The 14,147-nt window shown below is 67.8% G+C and carries 14 protein-coding genes and 1 pseudogene; 7 read left to right on the top strand and 8 right to left on the bottom strand.

Annotated features, from left to right (window positions below):
- Nucleotides 1-183 precede the first annotated feature (183 nt).
- Nucleotides 184-546, bottom strand: coding sequence for an SsgA family sporulation/cell division regulator (locus tag EDD90_RS46835; protein ID WP_185149465.1), 363 nt, complete (start codon nt 544-546; stop codon nt 184-186).
- A gap of 322 nt (nt 547-868) precedes the next feature.
- On the opposite strand from EDD90_RS46835, the gene EDD90_RS46830 reads away from it, so the two are divergent.
- Nucleotides 869-1,372: a MarR family winged helix-turn-helix transcriptional regulator gene (locus tag EDD90_RS46830; RefSeq protein WP_123979116.1), complete on the top strand. Its 504-nt coding sequence runs from the start codon at nt 869-871 to the stop codon at nt 1,370-1,372.
- Nucleotides 1,373-1,466: 94 nt separating this feature from the next.
- Nucleotides 1,467-2,135 (top strand): nitroreductase, encoded by a 669-nt coding sequence (locus tag EDD90_RS46825; RefSeq protein WP_123979115.1) that lies wholly within the window; start codon nt 1,467-1,469, stop codon nt 2,133-2,135.
- A 36-nt stretch (nt 2,136-2,171) separates the two neighbouring features.
- Here EDD90_RS46825 and EDD90_RS46820 read toward each other — a convergent pair whose 3' ends face one another.
- Nucleotides 2,172-3,104 (bottom strand): sigma factor-like helix-turn-helix DNA-binding protein, encoded by a 933-nt coding sequence (locus EDD90_RS46820; protein ID WP_123979114.1) that lies wholly within the window; start codon nt 3,102-3,104, stop codon nt 2,172-2,174.
- A 443-nt stretch (nt 3,105-3,547) separates the two neighbouring features.
- Here EDD90_RS46820 and EDD90_RS46815 point away from each other — a divergent pair.
- A pseudogene (locus EDD90_RS46815) lies at nt 3,548-4,291 on the top strand (PP2C family protein-serine/threonine phosphatase); the annotation flags it as partial.
- A gap of 51 nt (nt 4,292-4,342) precedes the next feature.
- Here EDD90_RS46815 and EDD90_RS46810 read toward each other — a convergent pair.
- From EDD90_RS46810 to EDD90_RS46800, 3 genes are read right to left on the bottom strand one after another with little or no spacing between them, the layout of a single operon-like run.
- Complete coding sequence (locus EDD90_RS46810; protein WP_123979112.1) at nt 4,343-4,681, bottom strand: hypothetical protein; 339 nt, start codon at nt 4,679-4,681, stop codon at nt 4,343-4,345.
- Between the two features lie 29 nt (nt 4,682-4,710).
- Nucleotides 4,711-5,523 (bottom strand): SDR family oxidoreductase, encoded by an 813-nt coding sequence (locus EDD90_RS46805; protein ID WP_123979111.1) that lies wholly within the window; start codon nt 5,521-5,523, stop codon nt 4,711-4,713.
- Between the two features lie 52 nt (nt 5,524-5,575).
- Nucleotides 5,576-6,892 carry an NAD(P)/FAD-dependent oxidoreductase gene (locus EDD90_RS46800; RefSeq protein ID WP_123979110.1) on the bottom strand — a complete coding sequence of 439 codons (1,317 nt, stop codon included), beginning with the start codon at nt 6,890-6,892 and terminating at the stop codon, nt 5,576-5,578.
- A gap of 167 nt (nt 6,893-7,059) precedes the next feature.
- Here EDD90_RS46800 and EDD90_RS46795 point away from each other — a divergent pair, with 167 nt between their 5' ends.
- Nucleotides 7,060-7,317 (top strand): DUF5133 domain-containing protein, encoded by a 258-nt coding sequence (locus EDD90_RS46795; protein ID WP_123979109.1) that lies wholly within the window; start codon nt 7,060-7,062, stop codon nt 7,315-7,317.
- A 69-nt stretch (nt 7,318-7,386) separates the two neighbouring features.
- On the opposite strand, the gene EDD90_RS46790 is transcribed toward EDD90_RS46795, so the two are convergent.
- Together EDD90_RS46790 and EDD90_RS46785 are read right to left on the bottom strand one after the other, a co-directional pair.
- Nucleotides 7,387-7,872: a MarR family winged helix-turn-helix transcriptional regulator gene (locus EDD90_RS46790; RefSeq protein ID WP_123979108.1), complete on the bottom strand. Its 486-nt coding sequence runs from the start codon at nt 7,870-7,872 to the stop codon at nt 7,387-7,389.
- Between the two features lie 109 nt (nt 7,873-7,981).
- Nucleotides 7,982-8,584 carry a TetR/AcrR family transcriptional regulator gene (locus EDD90_RS46785; RefSeq protein ID WP_123979107.1) on the bottom strand — a complete coding sequence of 201 codons (603 nt, stop codon included), beginning with the start codon at nt 8,582-8,584 and terminating at the stop codon, nt 7,982-7,984.
- A 162-nt stretch (nt 8,585-8,746) separates the two neighbouring features.
- Here EDD90_RS46785 and EDD90_RS46780 point away from each other — a divergent pair, with 162 nt between their 5' ends.
- The 3 genes from EDD90_RS46780 to EDD90_RS46770 all read left to right on the top strand — a co-directional run bounded on the left by EDD90_RS46780 (nt 8,747) and on the right by EDD90_RS46770 (nt 11,361).
- The gene (locus EDD90_RS46780; RefSeq protein WP_123979106.1) at nt 8,747-9,937 is read left to right on the top strand and encodes an ABC transporter permease; all 1,191 of its coding nucleotides are present in this window, start codon (nt 8,747-8,749) and stop codon (nt 9,935-9,937) included.
- A gap of 68 nt (nt 9,938-10,005) precedes the next feature.
- The gene (locus EDD90_RS46775; protein ID WP_123979105.1) at nt 10,006-10,542 is read left to right on the top strand and encodes a helix-turn-helix domain-containing protein; all 537 of its coding nucleotides are present in this window, start codon (nt 10,006-10,008) and stop codon (nt 10,540-10,542) included.
- Nucleotides 10,543-10,647: 105 nt separating this feature from the next.
- Nucleotides 10,648-11,361, top strand: a complete 714-nt coding sequence (locus EDD90_RS46770) for a nitroreductase (protein WP_123979104.1) — start codon at nt 10,648-10,650, stop codon at nt 11,359-11,361.
- Here the strand turns inward: EDD90_RS46770 and aceE are convergent.
- A complete protein-coding gene (aceE, locus tag EDD90_RS46765; RefSeq protein ID WP_123979103.1) occupies nt 11,343-14,030 on the bottom strand; it encodes a pyruvate dehydrogenase (acetyl-transferring), homodimeric type in 2,688 nt (895 codons plus the stop codon). The two genes, EDD90_RS46770 and aceE, sit on opposite strands and share 19 nt — an antisense overlap.
- Nucleotides 14,031-14,147 lie beyond the last annotated feature (117 nt).

Here is a 14,147-nt window from a genome sequence, read left to right as displayed (position 1 = left end):
CGGACGTGCCCGCATCGGCACAGCAGGCATCGGGCACGACACGTGAAGCTTCTCTCCGTCAAGGGGGCGTTCCGACCACCATCGTACCTGTCAGGTGCGCTCCCACATCGGCGAGGCTCAACCATCAGTCGAACGACTCTCGGACGACGCGGCGAACGGAGAGTCTCAGCGGCCCGCAGCCGATCAACGGACGAAGCCTTCAACGCCCAGAAAACTTCTTTCCTCTCCAAGGGGAACGACCTCGGCAGTGCGTTCCATGAATTCGTCGATCGCTACCGCAGATGCAGCCACGACAAACTTTTCCCAGCCCGACCTGAACGACATGTACACCAGCCCATGACCTCGGATCTCGGCAGGCCATATCTGGACATCGCCGAGACCGGTCAGCCGCCGTCGGCCGGAATCCAGGAGCTCACGCCCGAATTCCCACTCGATGACCATGTCGGTGCCCGCGTTGAACACCATGAACACCGAGAACGGGTCCGTGCTGTCGTACCGGAGATCTGTCACGACCGGCAGAGGCGCCTCCTCTTCGAGGAGTGCCACGACCGTCCGGCATGTCACAGGCCCGGAATGAACATCCCGCCGTGTGTTGCCATCGCGCCGGTGTCTGCGATCTTCGCGAGCACACCCGGGCCCGTCATCGGTGCCGAAGACCTTCCCACTCATGATTCGTCCTCTCTCGTCTTCCCGCCGCGACCACCACGGAGGTGGATCGGGTTACCAAGAGCCTGGGGGCCGACCGAGACCTGACACATCAGTCAAGTGACTACGGGCGGACGGGCCTCCTGGGTGCGAGAGAGCAGCAGCACATGACCAGTTTCGACTGAAACCGTATCGAATGCACCTATGACTGTAATGTGACCCCGTGACCACCGGAGCTTTTCAGACACCTCAGACAACCACCCCCTGCACCACCTCGCGTGCGACGGACCGCCCCGGGGATGCCTCGCCTTTCGCCCTCGCACTGTTGTTGCGGCGGGCGCACTGGCGTGCGGCGGGGGTGATGACGGAGGCGCTGCGTCCGCTCGGTGTCGAGTTGCGGCATTTCGCGGTGCTGCTGGTGCTGGTCGACCGGGGGCCGACGGTGCAGCGGGATCTGGCGGCGGCGACGGGGTCGGACAAGGCGGGGATCATGCGGGTCGTGGACGACCTGGAGCGTAGGGGGCTGGCGGTGCGCAGGGCGGTTCCGGGGGACCGTCGGGTGCGGGCGGTGGAGATCACCCCTGAGGGTGTCGAGCTCTTCGATGCGGCTCATGTGGCGGCGCAGCCGCTGGCCGAAAGCATGGTTGCCGAACTGGGGCCCGGTGAGCTTGAGCAGCTGACGAGGCTGCTGACCCGGTTCGCCCACCCCCCCGAGGGCGAGGCGTGAACACTCCGAACCATGGCAATAGATAGTATTGAATGATACCGTCTTGTGTGTGACGGTAACGTGCGCATCGAACGGAGAGGGGTGCAGGCAACTCATGAACGTCTACGAGGCGGTCGCGAGTCGGCGAGCTGTGCGGGGATTCACCGACCAGCAGGTCCCGCGCGAGGTCCTGGAGCGCGTGCTGTCCGGCGCGGCCTGGGCACCGTCCGCATCGAACCTCCAGCCGTGGCACACCTACGTGCTGACCGGCCGGCCGCTGGCCGAGCTCAAGAAGCGCGCCGGCGAGCGCATAGCCGCAGGCGACTCCTGGGACGAGCCGGAGTACGAGCAGTACCCGCCTACGCTGAAGAGCCCCTACCAGGAGCGCCGGTCCGCCTTCGGCGAGCAGCGCTACGGCGCACTCGGCATTCCGCGTGAGGACCTGGAGGCGCGGCAGCGAGCCGCTGCCGCGAACTGGGACTGCTTCGGGGCACCCGCCGCCCTGTTCTTCTACATAGACCGCTGCATGGGCCGGCCCCAGTGGTCCGACGTGGGGATGTATCTGCAGTCCGTGATGCTTCTGCTCCGCGCCGAAGGGCTGCACAGTTGCACGCAGATGGCCTGGGCGAAGTATCACAGGACCGTCGCGGAAGTCCTGTCGCCCCCGGATGAACTCCTCCTCTTCTGCGGCATGTCGATCGGGCACGAGGACGTCACGGCAAGCCAGCCCCGTATCGGCCGGGCACCGCTCGACGAGACGGTCACGTTCGTCGACGGCTGCTGACACCGTCGGCGTCCATGGGCACGGCACGCTCGACCGTCAGCGATCACCCTGCTGTGCCGGGCCCCGGTGCGCGCCGGGGTCACCGGGAGTGGCGGGCTGGTTCCAGGAGCGCAGCTTGTCGGGGTTGAGGACGACCCAGACCTGTGCGACCTGGTGGCCGGCGACGTCAAAGCTGATCACGGCGGCGACCTGGCGGTCGTAGCGGGCGATGAGGCCGGTGCGCCCGTTGACAGAGTGGGTGGTCAGGGTGGTGCGGGGGTGGCGGGCCAGGAGTGTCAGCAGGCTGTGGGCCACCTGACGGGCGCCGTGTACGGGCCTGCTCAGTGCGCGGACCTTGCCGCCGCCGTCGAAGAACGCCGTGGCGTCCGGGCACAGCAGCGACTCGAGCAGTTCGGCATCCTCGTTCACGCAGGCCTGGCTGACGGCGCGGGCGAGAAGATCGTGCTCGTCCGGTGTGGTGCGGCGTGAGCGCTGCCTCCGAAGACTGCGACGGGCCCGGTCGGCGAGTTCGACGCACTCGGACTCCGTGCGTCCCACGATGTCGGCCACCGAATCGGAGGCCATCCCGAAGACGTCATTGAGCACAAACGCCGCCCGCTCGGCCGGCGACAGAGAGTCCAGCGCGTTCAGCAGAACCTGGCTGACGTCTGCCGCCAGGCTCGCCGGCACCCCCTCGACGTCTTCCGTCGAAGCATGGTGCTCCTCGCTCTGCTGCCATGGGCCGGCCGCACTCCGGTGGGGACGGGCGAGCAGGCCCAGACAGATCCCGCCCGCGGTCTTCGCGAGCCAGTATCGGGGAGCCGTGATACGCCCGCGCTCCGCGTCGGACAGCCCGTACCACCGTCGGTAGGTCTGAGCGACGACACTCTCCGCGTCACGGGAGCTGCCCAGCATCCAATAGGCGACTTCCAGCAGGTGCCGACGCTCATCGAGCAACTCCGCGACCGGCACCGCGTCAGCGTGGTCCATGCGACGTCCTCCCCCTCACAAGGCACAGCCCTTCGTGAGGGCTACAGAGAATTCGGTGTGCCGACACGACACACCTCCTTCGTTTCTCGGCTCGATCCTTTGACCGGGCATGCACAGGACTTGTGACAACAGCCGACCGCGGACGCTCGGTCTCGCAGTGGCGGCCCCGACGCGGGTCGTGGCCCTGCCCCTCCGTAGCCGCTCTCGCTCACCGGCGCCTTCGGCCCTGGCGCAGCCGGTTCGCACGAGGGGCGGCTGCCCTGCGTGTCACAGATGCTCCGGGCGGTCGGTCTCAGTCATGGCCCCGGCACCTCTCGGTTTCCGGAGCCTCCTGCCGAATGACAAACCCTGGAGGTCTGCATTTCCATGGCTGCTGCACGAAAAGGCGATTACGCCCAGTGGCGAGGGGCCCGCGGGAGCGACACACATGAATCGAGGGTGGGGTGATCGCCCAGGAAGACATATCCCTGGAACGAGGCCTGCTTCCTGCACCGGCGCTGCGTGAAGACAATTTCTCGGCCGCTGCGCGTTATATTCCGGAGCGGGCTCACGCGCTGTTGTGCGGTGACTTCTACGACGTTGTGCAGACCGAGGACTCGACCGTGCACGTGATCCTGGGAGACGTCTCCGGACACGGGGCGGCTGAGGCCGCACTGGCGGTTCACCTGCGCGTGGCCTGGCGGACCGCCGTTCTCTGCGGCAAGACCCAGTTCGAGCGGCTGCGCATCCTGGAGAAGATCCTGGTCGACGAGAGAGCGGACGACGACACCTACACCACTGCCGTGTCGCTGGTTTTCCCGCCAGGAGGCCTGTCCGTGGAAGTGGTGAGCGCCGGGCACCCAGGACTTCTACTGCGCAGCGACGAGGAAATCCGCTGGATCGAACCTCGGGCCGGAATCGCCCTGGGCCTGTTTCCGGGATACGAGGACTGGACACGGACCGATGTCTCGCTGTCCCCGCGCGACAGCGTGGTCCTCTTCACCGACGGACTGATCGAGGCAAAGACCGCCCCCTCCACCCGCCTTGGCGAGGAAGGCCTGCTGCGGCTGGCGATGCGGCACGGACACCTGCCGGGGCAGGAGTTCATCGACGCCCTGGTCCACAGTGCCGCGTCCAGGGCGGCACCCTACGGGGGCCTGGCAGACGACGTGGCGGTTCTCCATCTGGGCTGGATCACGGGGAGATGACCGCCCGTGCCGACAGGCCACGACCGGGCCGCCGTGTGAGCGGCCGGTCGCTCAGTTCAACGTTCCCAGCATCACGGCGAAACACAGCATCACGGCGGTGATCAGAGCCATCGCGGTCGCCGTTCCCCGCAACCAGTGTCTGAAGCGCACATGGTGCTGCTCCTCCGCCAGGCTGATGCGGTCCGAGATGTGCTCCGTGACCTGACGCGCGACGTACTGCTGCTCATCGAGATACCAGCGCTCGATATCCGTCTTCTGCTCCCGGGTCAGCCCTGGGGCCCGCGCGGTGAAAGCGGCCACGCGCTGACGCGCCGCTTGCAGATGAGCCTCTCGGTAGAGGTACGCCTCGATGTCGGTGAGGCCGCGTTCGGCCTCCTTGCTCGCGTCCATGGTGTCCTCCGACGGGAAAGCAGGAAAGGTCAGTTGTGACGATCCCGGGAACCGGGAACGGGCCGGCTGTCACGCCGGTCGTCGTAGTGAGTGGGCGCGATGCAGGCATCGGCGCCGGGCAGGAGATCATGGCGCCGGATTCTGGCGCCGAAGTAAGGACTGCGGTCGTCGGTGAACAGACGGCGGTGGTCCCCGATGTCGGTGAGGGCGGCCCGGACGAACGTGTCGAGCCGCAGCTCGTCGGGGCCGGCGATCTCACGAACGCCGAGCAACGGCCGGGAAGAAGCGGTGTGAGCCACAAGTGTGGCGACTTCCGCGCTGGACACCGGCCGGATCTGGACGGGCGCCACCCAGATGATCCAGTCTTCTGTGGCAGCTTCGGCGATGTCAGCGGCGGACTCGAAAAGCTGGGTCGCCCGGATGATCGAGTAGGGCATCCGGGACTGCCTGATCAAGGCCTCCTTGGCATACAGGGCTCGGAAGTATCCGCTCTCCCTCAACCGATCGACGCCGACCACGGACAGTGCGACATAGTGGTTCACGCCCGCGGCGGCGGCCGCCGAAAGCAGGTTGGCCGTGGAACGGCACAACGTCTGCGTGACAGCCTCCTCATCGATCACCAGACCGCAGTCCTCGGTGAGAACCCCGTCACCGAGTGAGGGAGGCCCGGACAGGTCGACCAGTACGGAGCAGTTCTCGAGGGCCTCGGACAGGCCTTCTCCCGTAAGGATGTCGACGCCACTCGAAGCGGAGACCAACTCGGCCTCATTCCCGTGCTCTTTGACTCCGGCGACGGTCTCGATCCCTATGGACCCACCGCCGCCGATCACAACGACCTGCATGGAGAGAGGCTTTCCCTTCACGTGGAGCCCGCCCCGGGATACGGCCAGGACGTCATTGCGGATTGCCGTTCGTGACGAACGCCTCCCGTGGATGCTGGACAGAGGCAAGGGAGACGAGATCCCTGCCCCACAGCGCGGCGGTGAGCCAGACGGCGAGAACCCGGACCTTGCGCTCCCAGCTGGGCACAGCCAGTACGTGGTAGCCACGGTGCATGAGCCAGGCCGGAAATCCCTTGATGACGATTTTCTTGTACTGGAAGACACCTCGTCCGAGCCCCAGCGTCGCCACCACTCCCAGACTGCTGTGGCGATAGTCCCGGATCCTGCCGCCCTGGAGACTTGCTGCGATGTTCTTCGCAAGGCGCTTGCCCTGCCGTACGGCATGCTGGGCGTTCGGCACCGTACGGGCGCCGGGTACGGAAGAAGCGAGGTCGGGAACGGCCGCGTCGTCTCCGGCCGCCCACGCGTCCGGCACGGGATCGCTGTCGGTGCCCACGCGCAGATCGGGCCGCACCACGATCAGCCCCCGCTCGTCGACGGGCAGGTCCGTGTGGTTGTGCACGACCGGATTCGAAGCGTTCCCGGCAGCCCAGACGATGAGTTCGGAATCGAATTCCGTTCCGTTGGACAGCACGACATGGCCGTTCTCGGCGGAGAGCAGCTGCGTGTTCAGGTGGACGTGCGCACCACGCTCTTCCAGAGAGCGCACCACCCAGGCACCGGGCTTGTCTCCCACCTCGGGCAGGATCCGGCCTCGGGCCTCGACCAGGTGGAACGACACATCGTCGAAGCTGAGTTCCGGGTAGAACTTGACCATCGCGGTCGCCAGCGACAGCAGTTCACCGAATCCCTCGACGCCGGAGAAGCCGCCGCCCACGAACGTGACGGTGAGCAGCCGCTGTCGCTCGGCACCTGGCGGCAGCGACGCCGCCTGATCGAACGCCGTCATGAGCCGGTCGCGAATAGCCACCGCCTCTTCCACATGCTTCAGCCCTATCGCCTGCTCCGCCAGCCCGGGTACGGGGAAGGTGCGGGTCACGGCACCTGCGGTGACCACAAGGGTGTCGTATTGAAGTTCGTAGTCCGCTCCGCCCTCGGCTCGGACGGACACCGTCCGGTCGGCGTGGCGGATCTCGGTCACCTTTCCCGCGATCAGCCGGGTTCTGCGCAGGTGCCGCCGCAACGACACGGCAGCGTGACGTGCCTCGACCGATCCGGCCGTCACCTCCGGCAGAAAGGGCTGGTACGTCATGTAAGGACGCGGGTCGACAACCGTGACCCGTGCCTCGCCCTTACGCAGCTTCTTCTCAAGGCGCCAAGCAGTGTAGAAACCCGCGTAGCCCCCGCCGACAATCAGAATCTCGCGCATCGGTCCCTCTATTTGTTGTTCGACACCAGATAGACCGGACGGACCAGGACGGTGTGACACGGCCGCGGTGGCGGAGCGGGACAGCCGGTCCCGTCACAGAAGTCGGGAGTATCCGGTCTCACTCAAGGCAACGGTGTGACTCGAACGTTGAGGGGGAGGGCCCGACTGTGCTTGTCGTTCCGGATCCGAAGGTCGTGAGAAGGCTGCTTACCCGGTACGCGTCCCTGCAGATCGCGCTCGCCGAGAGCGGAGGGCGGGAAAGGGTACGCGAGCTCGAGGACGTGAGTTACACCCTGTGCATCACGATGGGCACCCGGAACGTGCTTGAGGCCATAGCGGCCGCGGACACGCTGCTCGCGGCCCGGGCCGGGCGGGGCGGTGTCCAGGAGCCGGACGGCGAGGACGATCTGCCGGTGCTCGTCTGACGCCTTGTCAGGGCGGCGACACCCGGTCGGCGACGGGGAACCGGCCGGCGGTCCGGCCCGGAACTCGCCCTACGCCTCGTCCTCCGCAGGGTGGGCGAACCGGGTCAGCAGCCTCGTCAGCTGCTCAAGCTCACCGGGCCCCAGTTCGGCAACCATGCTTTCGGCCAGCGGCTGCGCCGCCACATGAGCCGCATCGAAGAGCTCGACACCCTCAGGGGTGATCTCCACCGCCCGCACCCGACGGTCCCCCGGAACCGCCCTGCGCACCGCCAGCCCCCTACGCTCCAGGTCGTCCACGACCCGCATGATCCCCGCCTTGTCCGACCCCGTCGCCGCCGCCAGATCCCGCTGCACCGTCGGCCCCCGGTCGACCAGCACCAGCAGCACCGCGAAATGCCGCAACTCGACACCGAGCGGACGCAGCGCCTCCGTCATCACCCCCGCCGCACGCCAGTGCGCCCGCCGCAACAACAGGCCGAGGGCGAAAGGCGAGGCATCCCCGGGGCGGTCCGTCGCACGCGAGGCGCCGGCTGGGTGAGGAACATCGGCAGTCACAGATCCAGATTACCGGTCGTCCATTCATCCGATACGGTATCGCTTGAAACAAAAGTGCCGGCATGCCCGCCTTCGCCGTGTGTCCGCTCAGCCCTGGGGCACCCGGGCATCACCTGCCGGCCGGCCCCGGCCACAACGCCCGCACCGCGTCGGGCACCTCGGCCACAACAGCCGGATCGAGCAGAGCCACCTGGAGGATGTAGCCGGGAAGGATGGACAGCAACGTCGAAGCGATCGCCTCAGCCGTAACGTCTGCAGGCAGACCGCCGCGCTCCTGATGGTCTGCGACCAAGGTGACCAGATTGGCGCGTATACGGCCAATGAGATGGTCGAGCTTGCGTGCCAGCGACGGATTGCGCATGGCCTCTCCCCAGACCAGAACCGCGAGGCCGGCCACGTCCTCCTCGACGGACTTGACCCGGATCACGTCCAGCAGATCCGCCATGACCGCCCCCATGGACTGACCCTGGCGGTCTGTGGCGACGGTGAGGGTGATGTCGAGGACATCGCTCATGTTCTCCTCGGCGATCGCGAGGATCATCTCGTCCTTGCTGGTGAAGTGCCGGTACACCGCCCCCGCGGACAACCCCGACTCCGCGAAGAGGTCCTGCATGGACGTGGAGTGGAAACCGTCACGGAGGAAACAACGGCGCGCCGCGTCCAGGATCTGCTCGCGGCGGGCGTCCATGTGCTGCTGGGAGACCTTGGGCATGAGATCAGCCTAGCAAAGAAAACGAACATTCGTGTTGACGTCTGCCCGTGCGGAAGCCCAGACTGGCAGCCAAGAAAACGGTCATTCCTTTTTACGAGAGGGTGGGTTGTGAGGAACCCCTTGTCAGGACACCGCGCATGGCGGGAGGTAGTCATTGCCGCAGTGGCGCTACCCATAGTGATCACTCTGGCGGTGCTGGCGTTCGCCTGGCCCGCGGGGCGGATCGCGCCGCGTGACGTCCCGGTCGGGATCGTCGGCACCGGGGCGGCCAGCCAGCACGCGGTGGAGGGACTGACCCGTGCGAAACCCGGCGCGTTCGACTTCCACCTCTATCCGGACCAGCAGGCCGCGCGGTCGGCGATCAGGAACCGGGATGTCTACGGTGCTTTCGCCATCTCCGGCCACGGCATCACCGTGCTGAAGGCCACCGCCGCCAGCCCCTCCGTGGCCCAGGTCCTGACCGATGTCGGACAGCAGCTGGCCGCCAAGGCCACCCAGCAGATCGCCGCCCAGGCGAAGGCCGCCCAACTGAAGGCCGGTGCACACTCCCCGGCGAAGACGCACAAGCAGGGCGCTGCCCAGCAGAAGGCCGCCGGGCAGGGAGCCGCCGGTACCGACCCCTCGGTGAAGCTCCTCGCGACGACGGTCGACGTGGTGCCCGTCGCGGCGGCGGACCCCCGGGGTGCGGTGTTCAGCTCGGCGGTCTTCCCGCTCACGATCTGCGGCATCATGATCGGGGCGTTCGTCACGATGGCTCGCGGCCTGGCGCGCCCGCGGCACCGAGTGCTGACCCTTCTCGTCGCATGCGCCGTCGCGGCCCTGGGCATCTATCTCGTGGCCCAGGGTTTCCTCGGGGCGCTGCCCCACCATCACGTGGCCACGTGGGCGATCCTGGCTCTCGACCTGTTCTCCATCAGCGCCACCGCCGCCGGCGTGATCCGACTTCTCGGGCCGGCGGGCCTCGGGCTCAGCGCCGCGCTCATGGTCTTCGTCGGGAACGCCTTCTCCGGCGCCACCTCCGCCCCGGAGCTGCTCCCCAAGGGCGTGGACCACATCGGCCAGTGGCTGCCCCCCGGCGCCGGAGCCAGCCTGCTTCGCGACACCACGTACTTCGACGGCAACGCCGGCGACGGCCACCTTGCCGTCCTCGTTCTGTGGAGCGTCATCGGGATCACCGCAGTCATGTTCGGCCACTGGGTCATGCGGGAACCCAGGGGAGCTCGCGGCGCGACGACCAATCCGACGGCTTCCGGGGAGCTGCTCCCGGCCTTGCCGGAATCCGGCGCCGCTTCGCCGGTTCCGCGTCATGCGCACGCCCACGCCCACGCCCGTCGCCACGACGGTGACGGCTGATGGCTGCCGGCGAGCGCCCTGCGCGGGCGAGCCGCTCACCGAGGCCACGGCCGTCCGCATGAGTCGACATGACAGAGGTGCACCCCCCTCCACGGGGCCGCACCGCCACCCGGGACGCGGTCCGGCAGACGCGCGGGCCGACTCCTGAGACGACCACGACCAGGACCACGACGTACGGCGAAAGGCGCTGCACCGCGATGCCTCTCGCCGTGCCGGAGCGGACACACACCATGACCACCCCACAGCATCCGCAGTCGGCTGACAGCTCTCCGGCCATCACTCGGGCCTTCGCCCTGCTCAGCAAGGACTGGAACGGCCTGATCCTCATGGCTCTGGCCAAAGGCCCGGCCGACTTCGCGCAGATCCGCGAGAGCGTCCCCGGTATCAGCAGCCGCATGCTCGCCCAGCGCCTCCGGGAACTGACCGCGATCGACCTGGTCGCCCAGGACGTCCGGCCCGGGCAGTCGTCGCGAACGCGTTACGCACTCTCTCCGCACGGCAACGCCTTCCTCATCCCCCTGGCCGTGCTGTTCCTGTGGGCGGAGGATCACCTTCCGGAGAGCGGCTCGCCGGTATCGGGTCAACCGGCCACGCCTGGCCCCTGACATCCAGAGGGCCGCTCGTTCACCGTTTTGCGCACTTTGTCATATTTTGTAGTCACCCGATCGTGAAGGGGTGGGCATGTAGAGCCGACGAGGAGATTGGTGATCTTGGACGTCTACGAGGCAGTCACCAGCCGAAGGGCCGTGCGCGGATTCACCGACCGGCCGGTCCCGAGGGAGGTACTGGAGCGGGTGCTGTCCGCTGCGGCGTGGGCGCCGTCCGGGTCCAACCTGCAGCCCTGGCACAGCTACGTGCTGACCGGCCGACCGCTGGCCGAACTCAAGGAACTCGCGGGCAGGCGCGTGACCGCATGCGATCCCTGGGACGAGCGGGAGTATGAGATGTACCCGGCCACACTGCGGTCCCCGTACCGCGAGCGCCGCTCCGCCTTCGGTGCGGAGCGCTACAGCGCACTCGGCATCGCACGCGAGGACTGGGAGGCGCGCCAGAGGGCCGCTTCCGAGAACTGGACCTGCTTCGGCGCGCCCGCCGCCCTGTTCTGCTACATCGACCGCGGTCTGGGCCGGCCCCAGTGGTCCGACGTAGGGATGTACCTGCAAACCGTGATGCTGCTGCTCCGCGCCGAAGGCCTGCACAGCTGCCCGCAGATGGCGTGGTCGGTCTATCGCAGGACCGTCGCGGAGGTCCTGTCGCCCCCGGACGGCCTCATCCTCTTCTGCGGCATGTCGATCGGGTTCGAGGACTCCGCAGTGCCCTACACACGTACGGGCCGGGCACCGCTCGACGAGACGGTCACGTTCGTCGACGGTTCACTTCCGCAGCGCCAGGCCCTCGACGACGCTCACCCCTGCCGGCCGTAGCGGTCGCGGGCCTGGGCAACCGTCTCCGGGGCGATCGCACCGGTCCGCGCCAACTGGCCAAGGGCGGCTACGACGATCGACTCGGCGTCCACATGGAAATAGCGGCGTACGGCATCACGGGTGTCCGAGAGTCCGAAGCCGTCCGTTCCCAGCGATGTGTACTCCTGCTCGACCCACTGGCTGATCTGGTCGGGCACCTGCCGCATCCAGTCGCTGACCGCCAGGACGGGACCTGGGGCGCCCGACAGCGCAGCCGTCACATACGGGACGCGCTCCTCCCCCCGAAGCCGGGCGCTGTCGGCGTTCAGGGCGTCGCGGCGCAGCTCCGTCCAGGAGGTCACCGACCACACGTCGGCCTGGACTCCCCACTGGGACATGAGCACCTCCTGGGCCTCCAGCACCCAGTGGATCGCCGTGCCGGAAGCCAGTAGCTGCATCCGCGGTCCCGCACCGCGTGGCTCCGCCTGCCGGAACCGGTACATGCCCCGCAGGATCCCGTCCTCGACCGCCGGCTCGGTGGGCATGGCGGGCTGCCGCCTGGGCTCGTTGTAGACCGTCAGGTAATAGAAGACGTCTTCGGGCCGGTCGCCGTACATCCGCCGCAGCCCTTCCCTGACGATCACGGCGATCTCGTACGCGAAGGCAGGGTCGTAACTCACCGCGGCCGGATTCGCGGATGCCAGCAGGTGGGAGTGCCCGTCGGCGTGCTGCAGTCCCTCGCCGGTCATCGTCGTACGGCCGGCCGTCGCCCCGATGACGAAACCGCGCCCCATCTGGTCCGCCAAGGCCCAGAACTGGTCACCGGTTCGCTGGAAACCGAACATGGCGTAGAAGATGTAGAAGGGGATCATGGGTTCGCCGTGCGTGGCGTACGAGGTCGCCGCGGCGGTGAACTCGGCCATCGATCCGGCCTCGGTGATCCCCTCGTCGATGAGCTGACCGTTCTTGGCTTCGCGGTAGTAGAGCAGCTGATCCGCGTCGACGGGTTCGTAGGTCTGGCCGTGCGGTGAGTAGATCCCGGCCGTCGGGAACAGGGACTCCATACCGAACGTGCGGGCCTCGTCGGGAATGATCGGCACCCAGCGCCGCCCCGTCTCCTCGACGCGCATCAGATCCTTGACCAGTCGCACAAGAGCCATGGTGGTGGCCACCTCCTGCTTGCCGAAGCCCTTCTCCAGGGCCTCGAAGGGGGCGGCCGGGGGCTGCTGCAGCGGCTTGGCGACCACCTTGCGTACCGGGGCGGGGCCTCCCAGGGCCGTACGCCGGTCGCGCAGGTACCGCACCTCTTCCGAATTCTCGCCGGGGTGCCAGTACGGCACCAGCTCGCCGTTCAACGCGCTGTCAGGGATGGGAAGTTCGAGCAGGTCACGCATGTCACGGAACTGCGCCGTGGTCAGCTTCTTCATCTGGTGATTGGCGTTGCGGGACTCGAAGCCCGTACCCAGCGTGTGTCCCTTCACCGTCTGGGCGAGGACGACGGTCGGCGCTCCATGGTGCTCCACCGCGGCCCGGTAGGCGGCATACACCTTGAGGGGTTCGTGCCCGCCGCGCGAGTTCTCGAACAGATCGGTGAGCTGGGCGTCGCCGAGCCGGGCGGCGACGCCGGAGAGCGCATCGCCGGTGAAGAAGTCCTTGCGTGTGTAGGCGGCGTCCCGCGCGGCGTACGTCTGCATCTGGGCGTCGGGAACCTCGCCGAGGCGGTGGACGAGGGCCCCGGTGGTGTCCTGTCGCAGCACCTGGTCCCAAGCCTCGCCCCAGAGGGACTTCACCACGTTCCAGCCCGCTCCGCGGAACCGGCCCTCCAGCTCCTGAACGATCTTGGAGTTCGGCCGGTCCGGGCCGTCCAGGCGCTGCAGGTTGCAGTTGATCACGAAGGTGAGATTGTCGAGCCCCTCGCGGGCGGCGAGCGCCAGCGCGGCCATCGCTTCGGGCTCGTCCATTTCCCCGTCCCCGAGGAAGGCCCATACACGGGACCCGGATGTGTCCTTGATGCCGCGCGCGTGCAGGTAGCGGTTGAACCGAGCCTGGTAGATGGCGGCGAGCGGACCGAGTCCCATGGAAACGGTGGGAAACTCCCACAGCCACGGCAGCCGGCGGGGGTGCGGGTAGGACGGCAGTCCATGGCCGCCGGCCTCACGCCGGAAACCGTCCAACTGCTTCTCGTCGAGGCGCCCTTCCAGGAACGCGCGGGCATAGATGCCGGGCGAGGCATGGCCCTGCACATACAGCTGATCGCCTGAGCCGTCCCCGTCCTTGCCCTGGAAGAAGTGATTGAACCCGACCTCGTAGAGCCATGCCGCCGAAGCGTAGGTGGCTATGTGGCCGCCGAGCCCCAGGCGGGAGCCGCGGGTCACCATCGCTGCCGCGTTCCACCGGTTCAGGGCGGTGATCCTGGATTCCACGGCGATGTCGCCGGGGAAGTCGGGCTGCGCCGAGGTCGGGATCGTGTTGATGTAGTCCGAGGACAGGAGCCCTGGCAGGGCGAGCCCGGACCTGGCCGCGTACTCGTGCACACGCCGCAGCAGGTACACCGCCCGGTCCGGCCCCGCGTTCCGCACGACGGCATCGAGCGACGCCTGCCATTCGGCGGTTTCCTCGGCGTCCCGGTCGGGTAGTTGGTCGAGTTCGCTCGTCGCGGAGAACTCGGCGGGCCGGGACGGATCACTCATGGCAGCCTTTCGGTCACAGCATGTGGGGTGCGCGGGTGGCGGCGGGGTGAAGCCGGCCGCTCACAGCACCTAGGACCGCGCTCGTGCCACTTTTGTGACCGCCCTCGACACCGCGCC

Source organism: Streptomyces sp. Ag109_O5-1 (assembly GCF_003814875.1).
Classification (GTDB): Bacteria; Actinomycetota; Actinomycetes; order Streptomycetales; family Streptomycetaceae; genus Streptomyces; species Streptomyces sasae.
Note: the sequence above shows the minus strand (reverse complement) of the source record. Positions and strands in the feature narration are given on the sequence as shown.